At 44.3% G+C, this 17,684-nt stretch carries 11 protein-coding genes; 3 read left to right on the top strand and 8 right to left on the bottom strand.

The window, feature by feature from the left end:
• The first annotated feature begins 469 nt into the window (after positions 1-469).
• Positions 470-1,246, top strand: a complete 777-nt coding sequence (locus EAH55_RS08545) for a DUF6348 family protein (protein ID WP_121809261.1) — start codon at positions 470-472, stop codon at positions 1,244-1,246.
• A gap of 558 nt (positions 1,247-1,804) precedes the next feature.
• Positions 1,805-2,362 (top strand): STM3941 family protein, encoded by a 558-nt coding sequence (locus EAH55_RS08535; RefSeq protein WP_121809259.1) that lies wholly within the window; start codon positions 1,805-1,807, stop codon positions 2,360-2,362.
• A gap of 2 nt (positions 2,363-2,364) precedes the next feature.
• Here the strand turns inward: EAH55_RS08535 and EAH55_RS08530 are convergent, their stop codons facing one another.
• The 8 genes from EAH55_RS08530 to EAH55_RS08495 form a co-directional block, all read right to left on the bottom strand.
• Complete coding sequence (locus EAH55_RS08530; RefSeq protein ID WP_112567510.1) at positions 2,365-2,556, bottom strand: hypothetical protein; 192 nt, start codon at positions 2,554-2,556, stop codon at positions 2,365-2,367.
• A gap of 106 nt (positions 2,557-2,662) precedes the next feature.
• A complete protein-coding gene (gene glgB, locus EAH55_RS08525; RefSeq protein WP_121809258.1) occupies positions 2,663-4,975 on the bottom strand; it encodes a 1,4-alpha-glucan branching protein GlgB in 2,313 nt (770 codons plus the stop codon).
• 646 nt (positions 4,976-5,621) lie between these two features.
• Positions 5,622-8,099, bottom strand: coding sequence for a glycoside hydrolase family 31 protein (locus tag EAH55_RS08520; RefSeq protein WP_121809257.1), 2,478 nt, complete (start codon positions 8,097-8,099; stop codon positions 5,622-5,624).
• A gap of 98 nt (positions 8,100-8,197) precedes the next feature.
• Complete coding sequence (locus EAH55_RS08515) at positions 8,198-9,583, bottom strand: MFS transporter (RefSeq protein ID WP_121809256.1); 1,386 nt, start codon at positions 9,581-9,583, stop codon at positions 8,198-8,200.
• Between the two features lie 224 nt (positions 9,584-9,807).
• Positions 9,808-11,526, bottom strand: a complete 1,719-nt coding sequence (locus EAH55_RS08510) for an alpha-amylase family glycosyl hydrolase (RefSeq protein WP_121810019.1) — start codon at positions 11,524-11,526, stop codon at positions 9,808-9,810.
• 95 nt (positions 11,527-11,621) lie between these two features.
• Positions 11,622-13,931, bottom strand: coding sequence for a glycoside hydrolase family 65 protein (locus tag EAH55_RS08505; protein WP_121809255.1), 2,310 nt, complete (start codon positions 13,929-13,931; stop codon positions 11,622-11,624).
• Between the two features lie 129 nt (positions 13,932-14,060).
• Positions 14,061-14,711 carry a beta-phosphoglucomutase gene (gene pgmB / locus EAH55_RS08500; protein WP_121809254.1) on the bottom strand — a complete coding sequence of 217 codons (651 nt, stop codon included), beginning with the start codon at positions 14,709-14,711 and terminating at the stop codon, positions 14,061-14,063.
• Positions 14,712-14,782: 71 nt separating this feature from the next.
• Positions 14,783-16,645: a glycoside hydrolase family 13 protein gene (locus EAH55_RS08495; protein WP_121809253.1), complete on the bottom strand. Its 1,863-nt coding sequence runs from the start codon at positions 16,643-16,645 to the stop codon at positions 14,783-14,785.
• Positions 16,646-17,285: 640 nt separating this feature from the next.
• Here EAH55_RS08495 and EAH55_RS08490 point away from each other — a divergent pair.
• Positions 17,286-17,645, top strand: a complete 360-nt coding sequence (locus tag EAH55_RS08490) for a hypothetical protein (protein ID WP_121809252.1) — start codon at positions 17,286-17,288, stop codon at positions 17,643-17,645.
• Positions 17,646-17,684: the final 39 nt, after the last annotated feature.

The raw sequence follows: 17,684 nt of genomic DNA, 5'->3' as shown, positions 1-17,684 counted from the left end.
GGCGACTCTGCTTCACCACCACGTCATTGCGAGGCACGAAGCAATCGCGAACTGTACAGGGGGATTTGCTCGGCGACTCTGTAAGTCGGGGATCGCTTCGTTCCTCGCAATGACGGCGTGGCGAGGAATATGGGCGTTCCCGTCAGCTGACGGCCGGGCTATCCGCTCATACTGCACAGGCCTTAATCACAAGGCCGGTATCCGCTCCTATCCCTAACGCAAAATTGTCTGAACCGGAATTCATGGAATTAATGAATTTACAGAATGCTTAGCAAATTCAATAAATTCCAATAATTCGTTTAATTCGGGTTCAGACAAAAAGATAGGTATGGCCGCCATGGTCTAAAAGTACAGTGACACAGTGTTACGGACGGACGGGCATCATCACTTCATAGGTTGTATCAATTATATTATCTTTATGAAACTTTTTCACAGCTTATAACTAAACCGGAAATTACAAAAAGCTACCATGGGGCTATTCGACCTTTTTAAGAAAAAACCGACAGAACCAATCCAACTAACTGCGCAAACCCAGCAAGAAAAGCCTGCTATGCAGCAAAGTGAATACAATGGTTATCTTACAGAAGCACTTGAAAGCCGGTTACTCAATATGGGTTATCAGATCGAGCGGCACCCGCAATATCTTGCATTAATAGTTGATTCGGAAATAGAAATTGCCGCTGCGATTGTTGATATTCCCGGTGCTCACCCCTTTATTATGCAGGTTAACGTCTTAAAAATACATCCTGTATACTTTCCAAAAGGGATATATGAATGCCTTGTTGGTTTTGGCGAAACGATTGATAAAAGGATAAATTCGGCGTTAGATAACTATCTTGATAGTACATTTTCGCCAATAATGGCAGGCTTTTCAGATACACATGATCCGGATGTTGATTTGCTAATAACAACAAACAACCGGGAGGTACTTTGGCATCCTAAATTAGGCGACTTAATGGTACAGGGACAATGGGAAGAAATGCCGGATGGAAAATGTCTTTTTGAAATTTTAAGGGAGAAAATTAAACCTCTTTTAACCAATAATAAATTCAACTGGCTAAAAATTTATATCTCCAAAAACGCCGATGGCGCTATAATTGGCGAGTGCGTTTTTAACAACCAGCTATGGAATGATGCGCTTGATGACATTACCCAACTTGCCGAAGCCTGGATAATGAAGGGCGAGTTTAAGGCTTTAAAGCAGTTTATAATGTTTAGGAGATGCGATGCTTATGATAACATCTAAAGACGACTTGGACACAGGTAGACGGACGGACAGGGAAAAGAATAAAAAAATCGTCATTGCGAGGAACGAAGCAATCGCGAACTGTACAGGGAGATTTGCCTGGCCGCTCTGCTTCACCACCACGTCATTGCGAGGCACGAAGCAATCGCGAACTGTACAGGGGGAATTGCATAACCGCTCGGCTTCCGTGCGATTGCTTCGTGCCTCGCAATGACGCGATGGAGAAGGATTTCCTCTACAATCGTCATTGCGAGGAACGAAGCAATCGCGAACTGTACAGGGAGATCTGCCTGGCCGCTCTGCTTATAGGGGATTGCTTCGTACCTCGCAATGACGTGATGGAGAATATTTATGGTGAGGATATGCACTTTCTGGCGCAGGTCTTGAGCGATTGCCTGTGGATGGATAACTTGTGACTATGGAGGATTTGCTATCCCATTAAGCCAAAACCGCAATAAAAGAGCTAATGTAATTGTTTATAAACCATTGATAATAAACTGCAACTGTATTATCTTGGTCTCAATTAGCCAATCTCAACACAAACAACCTAACTCAATCATGACAACAAACGCCCCTATCGAAATTCCCTTAAGTAAAAGCAAAATAATAAAAGGCCTTTTGGGGTCGACGGCTTTTGTTGCCATTGGGCTTTGGTTATTGATTCGTCAGCCGCATATTGGCAATCCTGTTTTTGACAACGCTTTGGTTAAATATGGCGCCTCTATCGCTTCTATTATCTTTTTTGGGTTTGCTGCCTTTTTCTTCCTGAAAAAACTGGGCGATAAAAAACCGGGGATGATTATTAATAACGATGGCCTATATGATAACTCAAGTGCTGCGACAATTGGTTTAATTCCATGGGACGATATTATCGGCGTCAGTGTTTCCAGCGTAATGAACCAGCAATTTTTGATTATCTGCCTAAAAAATCCCGAGCAATATATAGCGGCGCAAACAAACCTAATTAAGAAGAAAAGCTTTGGCTTTAACTATAAAAACTACGGATCGCCTATCGCAATTTCGGCCAATACCCTTCAATGCAACCTGTATGAGCTAAAAGCCCAGATCGAAAATAAAATAGCAAAGCAAAAATCGGGGGAAGTTTCAGCGGAGTAAAATCACATCAACTCATTATCCTTTTTAACATGATATGCCTTGTACGACAGGTAAAACAAGGCCAAAGCGGGCAATGCGCCAAGGATTATCCCTACCGTGTTGGGCGTAGGATACGTAGTAACAATTTGAACAATAAGCAGTATGGTAGCTACTATGCCGCCTATCAGATAAAGATATTTGAATTTGGGGTTCATTATTATTTATACACTTAACAACATCGCGCTAAACTTGTTCACCTGAAAATAACAGACTTACGAAGTTTTAGAAACTTCGTAAGTCTTGTGAATAGCAATGATATCGCTATTTCTTCAATTCATATTTGGCAGGTACATCTGGCGCCAGTTTAAATATGGCTGCTGCCAATGGTGGTATCGTGATCTTAATTGACTGTGCCTTGCCATGCCATTTAACAGGTTCGGTACTTACCGGATCATAGTTAATGATGCCGCTGCCCCAGTATTTTTCCTGGTCGGAGTTAAATATTTCCTTCCATTTACCTGCCGCAGGTACACCTATGCGGTAATCCCTGCGGATAACCGGCGTCATGTTCAGCACAATCATCAGGTCGTTTTTACTGTCATGCCCCTTACGGCGGTATACCAGTATCGAGTCGTTGGCATTGCCGCCGTCAACCCATTCAAAACCATCAAAAGCAAATGCCTTTTCGTACAATGCAGGTTCATCGCGGTACAGGTGGTTAAGCGCCTTAACCGTTTCGCTAATACCCCGGTGGTTTGGATACTGCAGTACATGCCATTGTAACGAGCGGCTGAAATCCCATTCATCTCCCTGACCAAACTCGGCCCCCATAAACAACAGCTTGGTACCCGGATGGGTAAACATGTAACTATACATTAAACGCAGGTTGGCAAACTGCCTCCACTCATCGCCCGGCATTTTGCGCAGCATACTGCCCTTGCCATACACCACCTCATCGTGCGAGAATGGCAGCATAAAGTTTTCGGTAAAGGCGTATATCGTGCTAAAAGTAATTTCGTTATGGTGATACTTGCGGTGTATCGGATCCTCTTTAAAGTAGCCAATGGTATCATGCATCCAGCCCATCATCCACTTCATACCAAAGCCCAAGCCACCCAAATAAACCGGGCGACTAACACCTGTAAACGAAGTTGATTCTTCGGCAATGGTTTGTGCCGATGGGAAATGGCTGTACACCGCCTCATTAAATTCCTTCAGGAATGATATGGCTTCAAGGTTTTCGTTACCGCCGTACATGTTGGCTTCCCACTCGCCATGCTTGCGGGAGTAGTCGAGGTACAGCATTGAAGCTACCGCATCTACACGCAAGCCATCGGCGTGGTACCTATCGAGCCAAAACAGGGCGTTACTGATCAGGAATGCCTTAACCTCGTTACGACCGTAGTTAAATATGTATGATTTCCAATCGGGGTGGAAACCTTTTCTTGAATCAGCATGCTCATAAAGGTGCGTACCGTCAAACCTGTATAACGCGTGAATATCTCCCGGAAAATGCGACGGCACCCAATCCAGTATCACGCCAATACCAGCTTTGTGAAACTCTTCAATCAGGTACATCAATTCCTGTGGCGTACCATAGCGCGATGCTGCCGCAAAGTAACCACTCACCTGGTAACCCCAGCTTGGGTAGTATGGGTGCTCCATTATCGGCATAAACTCCACATGTGTAAAGCCCATTTCCTTAACGTAAGGCACCATTTTTTTGGCAAGCTGTGTATAGGTCAAAAACTCATCGGGGCTTTCCCAGTTGCGTGCCCATGAGCCTAAATGCACCTCATAAACCGAATAAGGTTTATCCAGCCCGTTATGCTCCTGGCGGTTTTTCATCCAGTCCTGGTCTTTCCACTCGTAATAGGTATCAGCAACTATTGATGCTGTACGCGGCGGCAGTTCCCAGCGCAAAGCAAAGGGATCGCTTTTTTCCAGGTCTTCGCCGCTTGATGAATTAATAAAATATTTATAGGTTTCGCCCACACCAATATTAGGTATAAAACCTTCCCAAATCCCCGACGAATCCCAACGGGCATTCAAACTGTGCGAACCTCGGTTCCAGCCGTTGAAATTACCTATTACCGATACATATTGCGCGTTTGGAGCCCAAACGGCAAAATAAGTACCAACAACACCTTGGTATTCTACCACATGCGAACCCAGTTTTTCGTACAGCTTATAATGCCTTCCCGACTTAAATAAACTGATGTCAAAATCGGTAAAACGACTATATGGTTCAACAGCTTTAAGCTTCACAGGCTGCTGTACGGGAGTGGTTTCTGCAGGTTTCTCAGCTTTAACTGCTTTGGCTTTTGCCGGTGCAGGAGCTTTTTTGACAGCAGCAGGCTTTTCGGCAGCTGTTGCTTCAGTTTTGGCCGGCGCAGCTTTTTTAACAGCAGCCGGCTTTTCGGCAGCAACGGTTTTTGCTTTAGCTGTTGCAGCTTTCTTTTCAGCAGCTGGCTTTCCGGCGGCTACGGCTTTAGTTTTAGCTGCTTTTTTAGGCTCCGGACTTCCTGTTTCAGGCGTTACTTTATCGGCTTTGACCTTAGTGACGGCTTTTGTCTCCTTTACGGGTTTTGCTTCCGGTAAGGGATTTTCGGTTTGAGTTGTTTTTTTGGCCATGATATAGATAACCTGTTAGGGTGTTAATAGATAACCCAAATCACAGGAATGAGTTTGGTTTATATGCAATCAAATATAACAGGATTAATATATTATGCAGGGTTTTGGAGATTTATTTTAATTGTCTGAATATTTTGTCTGAACCGGAATTTATGGGATTAAGAGAATTTATTGAATTTGCAAAGCGTTCTGCCTATTCCTATAATTCAAAAAATTCGAGTTCAGACAAAAAGAAAAGAACTGCAAACCGATATGGGCGTTCCCGTCAGCTGACGGGCGGGCTATCCGCTCATACTGCACAGGCATTAGCCACAGGCCGGTATCCGCTCCTATCCCTAACGCAAAATTGTCTGAACTCGAATTCATCGAATTAAGAGAATTTACTGAATTTACTAAGCATTCTGATCATTCCTATAATTCAAAAAATTCGAGTTCAGACAAAAAGACGTTACCTGTCCATCTCCGTCCCAAAAGCATAGTGACACAGGGTTACGGACGGACGACACCACCGCATAGCAAATAAAAAACGCCATTGCTTCGTACTGCTACGGGCAATGGCGTTATCAAATGAATGCTTTTACTTATCGATTTGCAAGGCTGCAGCTACCTTTAGCCTTTCGCCTTTCAGCTTTAACCTCAATTAAGGTTACTTGCTTATTTCAATATGTTTAAAGTTTTTAGTGTATTTAAACTCAACAGTTTTATCCTCATTTACCTGAAACTCTTTTACATCCTTGCCATCAACAGTTATCTTAGTTGGCGCGAATGGTAAGCCTATCAGGTTAAAATGATAACCATCGTAACGTGGAGTGTATAAACCTTCCATACTTTGATCGATAGTTACGGCTCTTGAACTTCCATTTACCACAAATTTCTTTTCGAGGTAAATGTCCTGCTCGTAGGCAAAAGTTTCGCCGTAATCTTCAAACAGGAATGAATTTACTTCATAATCTGTGTAGTAGATATTCAGCTTCACTTCTTCAATTTCCTTCTGACCAACGTATTGCATTACCGGGTATTCGGGAATTACTGAGCCTGCTTTTACAAACAAAGGCATGGTTTCAAGCGGGGTATCAACCGATACTTCCTTACCGCCGTCAACAACCTCGTAAGTCCAGAAATTGTACCATTTTCCTTTTGGCAGGTAAACATTACGCTTGAGCTGACCAGGTTCCATTACCGGGCAAACCAAAATCTTATCGCCATAAGTAAACTCATCCTGGCGGAAGTGGTTCAATTGCGTATCCTGCTCATGCATTACTATCGGCCTCAAAATAGGGAAACCGTAACGGTGATGCTCCCAGAATATAGAGTACAGGTAAGGGATCAGGCGGTAACGTAACTCAATAAATTTACGGTTGATAGCGGTAAACGGTTCGCCAAAGCTCCATGGCTCACGCTCTTTGGTATCACCTGCCGAGTGCGCACGCATAAACGGCGAGAAGGTACCCATCTGGATCCAGCGGGTAAACAGTTCGCCATCAGGCTCGCCGCTAAAGCCGCCAATATCGGTACCACAAAACGGTATACCTGAAATTGATAAACGCTGGCACTGGATATTACCCAGTTTCAGGTGTTCCCATGAGGCTACGTTATCGCCGGTCCACACCGATGAAAAGCGCTGTACGCCAGAATAGCCTGCCCTTGTAATAGTGAAAGGGCGTTTATTTTTCATGATTTTGCGTAAACCTTCATAGGTTGAACGCACCATCTGCATGCCGTAAATATTATGTGCCTTACGGTGCGATCCGCGGTAACCATCATACTGGTGGCGCACATCATCGGGGAAGGTTCCTGCACCAAATACGGCAGGCTCGTTCATATCGTTCCAAACACCGGCAACGCCCATCTGCACCAGTTCGTCAAACAAACCGCCCCACCATTCACGAACTTCGGGGTTGGTAAAATCGGGGAACTGGCAACGGCCCGGCCATACGTGGCCTTCCATAAAGTAATCATCGCTACGGCGGCAGAAATATTTCTTTTCCTTACCTTCTTTAAACACCGAATAGTTATCATCTACACGGATACCCGGATCAATAATTACCACGGTTTTAAAGCCATCGGCAGCAAGCTCGCTGATCATTTTTTTAGGATCGGGGAAGTACTTGCGGTTCCAGGTAAAGCAGCGGTAACCATCCATATAATCGATATCAAGGTAGATACCATCGCAAGGAATCTGGTTTTCGCGGAAACCTCTGGCTATCTTCCTCACCTTAGCCTCCGGATAATAGCTCCAGCGGCATTGGTGGTAACCCAGGGCCCAAAGCGGTGGCATAGGGTGCGTACCGGTTAAGGTATGGTAGCTTTTTACCACGTCCATCATGTGAGGGCCGTGGATATAGTAGTATTGCAGTTCGCCGCCATCTGCCCAGAAACTTGTTTTAGTCCTGTCTTCGGCTCCAAAGTCAAACTGCGCTTTAAATGTATTATCAAAGAAGATACCGTGTGCTATGCCCTCGTTTACGCTGATGTAAAAAGGGATACTACGGTAAAGGGGATCCTGGTTCCACTGGAACGAGTAAGCATCGGTATTCCAGTTTTTAAGCCTTTTGCCACGCAGGTTAAACTCGGTAGGTTTATCACCCAAACCAAAAAAGCTTTCGTCGGTTGCACAGGTTTTGGTGCAAAACACATAGTAGCCACCATCCTGTACGTTCTCTTCCCAGTGCATAGGCACAGCATCCATGCTGGTAACATGGTTGCTGCTATCCGAAAAAGAAATAAAGAAGTCTTTTTTACGGATATGGCAATTTACTTTATAGGTTGATACCCTGAACTCGTTGTCGTCTTCATGCAAATTATAATCAACATGCTTTGTAGGCAACTTAGGTACACCGTACGAAAAATCATCAAGAAACACGCCATGAGGTGCTAACCGTACCCGGATAATTTCATCGGCTACAACTATTACCTCAACTTTGGCGTCGCCATCAGTAAAGTAGAATTTATTCCCCGATTGTGAAGCCCGGGTAGGTATACCGAGATATTTTTTAACTACTGGCTTAATACCATCGGCAGGGTTGTTAAGATGGTGAAACTCCTCTTCTTCCTCTATCAGGTTCTCAACTTCAACCAACTTACTGGTTATCAGTTCCGGATTTGGTGGGGTATTACTTTCCATTTAAATGTATTAGTGGTTCCGCAAATATGTATATAGTGTACTTAGTACGCAAGATACAAACAATTGGTTAACCAAAAATCATTAACCGTGCCAATTACTTAACTTTTATTCACAGCAGGTTCAATAATCTGAATTTTACGGCCATCCTTAACAAACAGCACAGCTATAGCCGCCAAAAACATAAATACCCCCGCCATTACCAAGGCGTAAACAGCATGCCCGCTATAAGCATATTTCACTATCGGCCCGCCGATAATACCGTTCACAATTTGTGGAAAAGTGATGAAGAAGTTAAATATCCCCATATACACACCTATTTTGGAAGCCGGTATCGAGCTTGATAAAATGGCATAAGGCATAGCCAAAATACTTCCCCAGGCCAGGCCTATCCCCACCATTGAAAGCACAAGCAGTTTAGGATCGGTTATAAAAAATACAGAGATAAGCCCTACCCCTCCCATAACTAAAGAAAAAGCATGCGCACGCTTGCGGCTTAGTTTTTTTACGATACGGGGCAACAGCAGCGCGTAAACTGCCGATACCGCGTTATACACACCAAATAGTACGTTTACCCAGTTGGCAGCATCATTATAGGCTACCGATGTGGTATCGCCCGCCGGAATATGGTATACATGATCGGCAACGGCAGGGGTGGTAAATACCCACATAGAGAAAAGCGCGAACCAGGAGAAAAACTGCACCAGTCCTAATTGTTTCATGGTTTTAGGCATATTGGCCAGATCGCTGAAAATTTCGGATAAACCACCTTTATGTCCCGAATCGGATTCGTCCTTTTCATGAAAGGTTGCATAAACCTCGGGCGGGTATTCTTTAGTGCGAATGACCGTCCATAAAATAGCGCCTATCAGCACCGCTGCACCTATATAAAAAGAATACAACACGTTATTGGGTACGATGCCCTGTTCGGCAGTTTTCCCGATGCCAAACCATTCGGCAAAAACGTAAGGCAACCATGAACCAATGACCGCGCCCACACCTATCAAACAGGTTTGCATGGAGAAACCTGTGGTATGCTGACTATCGGGCAGGTTATCGGCCACCAAAGCCCTGAAGGGTTCCATAGCTACGTTGAACGATGCATCCATGATCATGAGCATGCCCGCCCCTACCACTATAGGTGGAATGAGCGCAGCCAGCATAGATGAGTTTGGCATAAAGAACAAAGCTAAACCCGATAAAATAGCCCCGGTTAAAAAGTAAGGCCTGCGCCTGCCAAGGCGGTTCCAGGTCCTGTCGCTGTAATGACCAATAATGGGCTGCACTATCATACCTGTTATAGGAGCAGCCAACCAAAACCACGACAGATGCTCAACATCGGCCCCGAAAGTTTGCAGGATCCTGCTGGCATTACCTGTTTGCAGGGCAAAGCCAAACTGGATGCCCAAAAAGCCGAAGCTCATGTTAAAGATCTGCCAAAAGCTTAATCGTGGCTTTTGAGCAATGGTTGGTTTGTTTTGGTTCATTGGTTCAATAGTTCACTGGTTCATTGGTTTACTGGTATGTCCACACTTGTCTAAAAGTACAGTAACACAGTGTTACGGACGGACGACAACCCTTAACGCCCTCTTTTCCCGCGTCATTGCGAGGAACGAAGCAATCCCAAACTGTACAGGGCGGCTATGCAAGCTCCTCTGTACAGTTCGCGATTGCTTCGTCGTTCCTCCTCGCAATGACGTAAAGGGAGTGGCTAAAACTCCAGCAATAATCCGCTCATGGCAGGCAGGCTTACTTCAACACCGTTGCGTATATCATCGGTATTGAATTTAGCACCACTTAGCAAGTCGGTGAATTGTTTATGGCCGCTTTGGTTTAATTTTGTTAACAGGTCATCCGGAAGCTTTACGGTTAGTTTACGATCGCTCCGGTTAAAATTGGTTATCACTAATATACGCTGGTTATTGGTATAACGCGCGTAGATATACAAACGGGTATCAAACCCCGGCTGCCGCTCATTAGCCATCATCAGCTCATAAAACGCTCCTGATTTAATAGCCTCGCTGTTATGCACTGCCGTAAGCAGGTTATGATAAAAGCCACGAAGCTTTTGCTGATCGGCAGATAACTGCGCGCCATCATACTCATGGTTATTTACCCATTTTTGATGCTGAGGCACACCCCAGTAATCAAATATTGACGTACGACCGTCATTACCGCTAAAACCCTCATTACCGACGGCAGGCTCCCCTACTTCCTGACCAAAATACACCATTACCGGGCCGGTGTTCAGCGTGGCGGTAACAATCATACCAGGAATAGCCAACCATGGGTTACCTGCAAAATCATTACAGGCAATGCGCTGCTCATCGTGGTTTTCCATAAAGCGGAGCATATGCTCGTCAATACCTTTGCTATCGTGGTTCCAAACCGCGTTAATTTCCCAGGTTGATGAGTTGTGCTCATCGCGGGTAAGGCGTTTAATGGCATCGTACAGGCCTACTTTATCGTACAGGTAATCAAATTTGCCTTTAAAAATATAATCGTTGTATTTGCCTTTGTCGTAAGCTTCGCCGATAAATACTAAACCGGGATGCTCTGCCTTAAGCTTAGGGATCACCCATCCCCAAAATTCAATGGGCACCATCTCCACCATATCGCAACGGAAACCATCAACACCCTTTTCGCTCCAGTAATGCAGGATGTCATAAACCTTGTTCCAAAGCGGTGGAATGGGATCGAAATGACCACGACGGTGATCCATATAATCAACCCCGTAGTTTAGCTTCATGGTCTCGAACCAATCATTAATTGACGGCGCCGCGCTGAAAACATCGTTACCGGTTGCCTTAGCAGGGTTCTCGTCAAACTTTCCATCCTTCAATGGGCTTTTGAATTCATCCCCTCCGGGATTATAGCCCGATGGTACTACAAAGGGCTGACCGGGCATATAATAAAAGTCGTTCTTGGGGCTAAAACCCTTGCCTTTATCATCATCCTCACCAAAATCACGTACACCGGCAGGTTTAACATCCGAAGCATAGGTACGGGCCACATGGTTGGGCACCAAATCCATCAGTACTTTTAAACCATTGTTGTGGGTACGTTTAATGAGCGCTTCATACTCACCTATCCTGTTATGTACATCTACCGCCAAATCGGGGTCGATATCATAATAATCCTTAATAGCATACGGTGAACCTGCCCTACCCTTCACAATATCCGGATCGTCGGCTTTAATGCCAAACTGCGAATAATCGGTCATGGTAGCATGCTCAATAACACCGGTATACCAAACGTAGGTAAAGCCCATCTTTTTAATTTCCTGCAGGGCTTTATCGTTGATGTCGTTCAGTTTACCAACGCCATTTTCTTCAACCGAGCCATTGGTTTTATTAAGCGTTTTGGTATTGCCGAATAACCGTGGTAGTAACTGGTATATAATGAGCTTGTGATTGGTAGTTTGTTCCATGTGTTTTTTAGTATGATGTGTTTTTACCTGTGCCAACGTAATAACGGGCAACATTGTTGCAGCAATAAAACAAGTAAATAGTTTATTGCTTTTCATTACGCCTCAACCAGTAATTCATCATTGGCTTTCACCAACTGTTCTTTACCATAAACTAACACGGTGATTTCTACGTCGGATGCATTTTTAATCTGCACACCGTCCTTGCTCACCTTAATGTTAAGCAACGCGCCACGGAAACCGATATGGAACGAGAATGACGACCATTTTTCTGGTATGAACGGCTGGAACGAAAGTTTGCCATCACTAACACGCATACCGCCAAAGCCTTCAACAACAGCCATCCAGGTACCTGCCATTGAAGTGATGTGACAACCATCCTCAGTATCGTTGTTATAATCGTCAAGGTCTAAGCGGGCTGTACGCAGATAAAACTCGTAAGCACGTGCTTCGTCGCCAAGCTTGGCAGCCAAAATAGCGTGCACACATGGCGATAATGATGACTCATGCACGGTACGGGGTTCGTAGAAATCAAAATTACGGCGAATAGTATCTATATCATACTGATCTTCAAAAAAGTAGATCCCCTGCAATACATCAGCCTGTTTAATATAGCATGAACGCAGAATCCTGTCCCAGCTCCATTTTTGGTTGATAGGGCGCTCTGATGCAGGCAGGTCTTTTACCAGGATCTGCTCTTTATCAAGGTAGCCATCCTGCTGTAAAAACACCTGGCGTTTCTCGTCGTACGGGTAATACATCTTTTTAACGATATCGCTGAAACGACCAAACTCTGTTGCTTCATTCAGGTTCAGCTTGTTCACCAGGGCGGCATATTTCTCCGGCTCAGTAGCTTTTATCTTATCAGCAACATCAATGGTATATTGCATACACCAGGTAGCTATGGTGCTGGTATACCAGTTATTGTTTACGTTGTTTTCATACTCGTTTGGCCCGGTCACGCCCAGCATTACATACTGCTGCTTATCATCCGACCAGGTAACCCTTTGTGACCAAAACCTGGCTATGCCCAGCAATACATCAAAACCGTAATCGCCCAGGTAAGCTTCATCGCCGGTATAACGTACGTAGTTATAAATGGCAAAAGCGATAGCCCCATTACGGTGAATTTCCTCAAAGGTGATCTCCCACTCGTTATGGCATTCAGTACCATCCATGGTAACCATTGGATATAAAGCCGCTCCATCTTTAAAGCCCAGCAATTGAGCGTTTTCAATAGCCTTACCCAATTGTTTATAGCGATAAAGCAACAAATTACGGGTAACCTTTTGTGGTGCTGTTGAAAGATAGAAAGGAACGCAATAAGCCTCGGTATCCCAATAGGTAGAGCCTCCGTATTTTTCGCCTGTAAAACCTTTAGGGCCTATGTTCAAGCGATCATCCTCGCCGGTATAGGTTTGGTTAAGCTGATAGATATTGAAACGAATAGCCTGCTGAGCCGAGGTATCACCTTCGATAATGATATCATTATGTTTCCACTTTTCGGCCCAGGCAGCGGCTTGCTCGGCCAGCATGGTATCAAAACCTTTAGCGCTGATACGGGTTAAGGTAGCGTTTAACTCGCCTACCAGTTCTTCGGGTTTATAGTTTTGTGATGATAGGTTAGCGGCATATTTAATTACCGTAATGCTTTCGTCTTGTTTTGCCTCTAAGTTAAGCTTAACAGCTACATATTTTTCCTTTTCGATAGCCTCGGCAGCAGGTTCAATAGCGGCACCATTTTGGAGGATGCTAAACTTCATGCCTGTAGCCACCTCAAAACCTGTTTTTTTGGTGCGCATTACAATGTAACCGCCATCAGCTTGTGTGGCTTTGCTTACCTCATCCCAAAATTTTTCATCGTAGTTAGAGTCTTTGTTCACTACATCGCCATCAATTGATGGGGTTAGGGTGATAGCGCCGCTGAAGTTTAAAGGGGTAAGGGTGTATTTGATGGCACCCGTTTCATCATCGGCCATGCTGCAAAAGCGGATGGCTTCTACCTTAACTTCTTTACCCGAAGCTGTTTTAGCACGAAAGTCACGTTTAAGGTACCCCTCTTTCATGTTCAGCTCCCTGCGAAAACTGAACACTTCACATTTGGCAAGGTCAAGTTGCTCGCCATCAATCACAACATCAATACCTATCCAGTTGGCGGCATTCAATACTTTGGCAAAATATTCGGGATAGCCATTCTTCCACCAGCCTACACGGGTTTTATCCGGGTAATAAACCCCGGCCACATAGTTACCCTGCAGGGTATCGCCGCTGTAAGCTTCTTCAAAATTGGCACGCTGCCCCATACGGCCATTACCCAAACTGAATATGCTTTCAGAAATTTTATTGTAATGAGCATCGAAGCCTTCTTCAATTATCTTCCACTCATCAGCTTTTATGTAGTTTTTCATTTAGTCACTTTATTTATAATGCCCAACATGTCATTGCGAGCGAAGCGTGGCAATCGCATACTATACAGAGCGGCCCTGTATAGCATGCGATTGCTTCGTCGTTCCTCCTCGCAATGACATTCCTTTTTATTACAGTTTATACAATTTATCAAGCGTCATTTCATCCAAACCTTTAATAACCAGGTTTGCGCCTTTAAGCACATCCGGTGAGCCGATGCCTACTACTTTCATATCACCGGCAATGGCGGCTTCAACACCTGCTATGGCATCTTCAAAAACAACACACTCTTCGGGTAATACGCCCAGGGCTTGCGCGCCGGCTAAAAATACTTCCGGGTCGGGCTTGGCTTTACTTACCTTGTTACCATCAATTACAGCGTCAAACATATCGGTGATGCCAATTTTTTCCAATATGGTCATGGAATTTTTACTGGCAGAACCAAGTGCTGTTTTAAGCCCTACCGCACGGCAGCTTTTCAAAAACTCTTTAGCACCAGGCAAAATCTCCTCAGGTTTCATCTGGTTTACCATTTCCATGTACCAGGTGTTTTTTTGAGTAGCCAGTTGCTCCTGCTCGGCTTCGGTTTTGGTAACGCCACCCCAACCTAATATCAGTTGCAGCGAACGTACACGGCTTACGCCTTTCAGCTGCTCGTTCTGATGTTCGGTAAAATCAAAACCAAGCGAGTTAGCCAATCTTTTCCAGGCTTTATAGTGGTAAACGGCAGTATCAACAATTACACCGTCAAGGTCGAAAATACAGGCTTTTATAGTATTCATTTTTTTGGGTAAAACACAGGGAATTAGTCCCCTAAAGATATTATTTTAATGAGTAACGCCGGGTATTAATTTTAATGAGTAACGCCGGGTATTAATTCTAATACTAAAGTTGTCTTGGCCGGTATTGTTACCTTATCCAGACCAACCATCTCATCCGTTAGCACATTTTTTGCTTTTTTGGCATCGCCAATACGCTCAAAATATCTTGAGGTAGTGGTTTCTTGATCCTTTTCGCTGCTGTTGAAAATAACCATCACGGTTTTTTGAGCATCGTACCTGAAATAAACATAAATGCCGTTTTCGGGGACAAACTGCATCATTTTACCGGTTTGCAGGGCTGTAGTAACCTTACGGTAATTGGCAAGCTTGCTCACATAGTTAAAAGCATCATTTTCCTTTTTGTCGCGACCTTCCGCAGTAAACTTATTCTGCTTATCGCCGGCCCAACCGCCTGGAAAGTCCTCACGCACCAAACCATCGGGGTTGGAATAGTTTTTCATCAGGATCTCATCGCCATAATACATTTGCGGTACGCCACGCATAGTAAGCAGCATAGCCATAGCCGATTTGTATTTAGGAATATCTTCGCCTACCATAGATAGTAAACGGCTCATATCATGGTTATCCATAAATATGGTGTTTCGGGTAGCATCCTGGTATAAAAAATCCTGCGCTACAACCGAATACAGGCGACCAACACCATCAGTCCAACCATCTTTACCGTTGATGGCTTCATAAATAGCATCTTTTAAAACTCCGTCGGTAACGCCTGGAAGTTGGGTATCAAACCCGCGGTTAACGGTATTACCTTGAGTAAAAAATGCCTGGTTAGCAGCCGACCATACCAACGTTTCGCCAAATATGGAAAGTTTAGGAAATTCGGCCTTTACATCTTTAGCCCATTTTGCCATATAAACAGGTTCATTATATGGATAGGTATCCAGCCTGAAGCCATCGATACCGGCATACTCAACCCACCAGATGTGGTTTTGGGTGAGATAGTTTTGTACGTAAACATTGTTCTGGTTCATATCGGCCATGCGGTGATCAAACCAGCCATCCTGCATCAGCCTGCGGTCCATAGGCGAAGCATGCGGATCCATCACCGCAGCGTCGCGGAAGTTTGATTTGGTGTATTGTGGCCATTGATGTACCCAGCTTTTCATTGGCATATCCTGTATCAGGTAACCTTCGGTACCGGCATGGTTGTGCACCAGGTCCTTAATAACCTTTAAACCCATGCTATGGCATTTTTCAACAAACTTTTTATAAAGATCATTGGTGCCGTAACGGGGGTCTATCTTATAATAATCGGTAACGGCGTAGCCATGATATGAGGCGTGGGGTTCATCATTTTCAATTTCGGGAGTAAGCCAGATAGCGGTAACACCTAAATTTTTTAAATAATCAAGGTGGTTCATGATGCCCTGTAAGTCGCCACCATGACGGCTGAACATAGAATCGCGGTGGATGCCTTGCTCACGAAGGTTATTGAAGGAGTCGTTAGCGGCATCGCCATTGCTAAACCTGTCAGGCATAATCAGATAGATCAGATCTTTATTAGTAACACCCTGTGCCCTACCCGCCGACTTGTCGCGTTTATTAAGCGTATAACTGTATGTAAGATCTTTTTCGCCTGCTTTTTTAAATTTTATCGGGAACGTTCCCGGAATAGCCGATGAAAAAATTTGCAGATCGACAAATAAATAATTTGAATTTTCGACTTTATGCACTGCTTTAAGCTTAACACCAGGGTAGCTTAAAGATACGCTGCGCTGCGCGATGTTGCTGCCATGAACCACCAATTGCAGGTTTGGATTGCTCATGCCAACCCACCATGACATAGGCTCAATGCGCTCAAGTGCAGGCGTTTGTGCCTTTACACCCAAAGCAGCCAGCAAGCAGCATAAGGTGGATAGTAAGGTTTTTCTCATATAAAAAAATGATAAAAGGATAATTGGTTGGGTTGCGAAAAAGTCCGTAACCGCGTTTCAAATTTATAATAAAATTAATTGCTTGTATGAAAAATTTACAGATAAGTTAATTGGGTAATGATGGGCGGATTTAAAACACTCGAAAGACGCTGTTAACAAACTTTGTGCTTTTATAACTTACATCGACGCCCTCTTGGCCGGGCAGGGCCAGTTACTTTACCTTAGATGTAAAGTAACCAAACATCAAGACAAAAAAATGCTTCCCCTCACAGGCCATACTCCCTGGCCCGCTTTTTTGTCGGGCCCGCGCGCTTTTGTTTTTACTAAAAATATGTCATTGCGAGGAGCATGCAATGGAAATGAGTTCGGCGCGACGTGGCAATCGCATGCACTACAAGGCAGGCATGCTTCCGTGCGGTTGCTTCGTTCCTCGCAATGACGTGATTTGTATGCCGACTGTCTTGCTTCCTGAATCTAACGGTCTTGTTTCTTTCCCGCGCTCCCGCGGCAATTGAGCGGGCCAATGACAATTAACTACAGCTAAAGTTCTTACAACCCCAAGCTCCCTAAATCTGTTAATAATTTTTTTCTATCTTTATTTGGATTGATTACAAATAATACCAATATTTGTATCCGTTATATGATTGCGACCACCGAACTAACTTTATGGACCGACGTTTTCAGCACCAAAGCAGGTGCAGTTTACCAGTGCGATGCGGAGCGTTGCTGGTATGTTGATTTCGCCGGTAAAGTTGCAAGGTTTGATCATCGTAATTTCCTGAAATTGCGCAAAGCAGTTTACGCCATCGACATTGAGGAAAAACTGCTTAACACTACTACCGATCCTGATGTGGAGATCATTTTTATCTGCGCCTGCGATCATTGTTATGTGCTTTCACTCGCTCAGATCATCAACCTGAAAGAGCTTTTAGAAGGTACTTTTGTGATGCTGGAACTCAACCATATTATTCACGACCGTCTTTTCAGTAACTCACTGTAATTTAGACTAATTATCGCTGATAATTTAGATCAATTTCAT

It is taken from the genome of Mucilaginibacter kameinonensis, assembly GCF_003675385.1.
GTDB lineage: Bacteria > Bacteroidota > Bacteroidia > Sphingobacteriales > Sphingobacteriaceae > Mucilaginibacter > Mucilaginibacter kameinonensis.
The sequence above is the reverse complement of the archived record's forward strand: the minus strand, read 5'-3'. Positions and strand labels throughout refer to the sequence as shown.

Bases quoted from the DNA above. Each gene is read 5' to 3' on its own strand.
- EAH55_RS08505 (WP_121809255.1), bottom strand. From the start codon at position 13,931: ATGAAAAACTACATAAAAGCTGATGAGTGGAAGATAATTGAAGAAGGC.
- pgmB (WP_121809254.1), bottom strand. From the start codon at position 14,711: ATGAATACTATAAAAGCCTGTATTTTCGACCTTGACGGTGTAATTGTT.
- EAH55_RS08495 (WP_121809253.1), bottom strand. From the start codon at position 16,645: ATGAGAAAAACCTTACTATCCACCTTATGCTGCTTGCTGGCTGCTTTG.
- EAH55_RS08530 (WP_112567510.1), bottom strand. From the start codon at position 2,556: ATGAACCCCAAATTCAAATATCTTTATCTGATAGGCGGCATAGTAGCT.
- EAH55_RS08515 (WP_121809256.1), bottom strand. From the start codon at position 9,583: ATGAACCAAAACAAACCAACCATTGCTCAAAAGCCACGATTAAGCTTT.
- EAH55_RS08535 (WP_121809259.1), top strand. From the start codon at position 1,805: ATGACAACAAACGCCCCTATCGAAATTCCCTTAAGTAAAAGCAAAATA.
- EAH55_RS08545 (WP_121809261.1), top strand. From the start codon at position 470: ATGGGGCTATTCGACCTTTTTAAGAAAAAACCGACAGAACCAATCCAA.
- glgB (WP_121809258.1), bottom strand. From the start codon at position 4,975: ATGGCCAAAAAAACAACTCAAACCGAAAATCCCTTACCGGAAGCAAAA.
- EAH55_RS08510 (WP_121810019.1), bottom strand. From the start codon at position 11,526: ATGGAACAAACTACCAATCACAAGCTCATTATATACCAGTTACTACCA.
- EAH55_RS08490 (WP_121809252.1), top strand. From the start codon at position 17,286: ATGATTGCGACCACCGAACTAACTTTATGGACCGACGTTTTCAGCACC.
- EAH55_RS08520 (WP_121809257.1), bottom strand. From the start codon at position 8,099: ATGGAAAGTAATACCCCACCAAATCCGGAACTGATAACCAGTAAGTTG.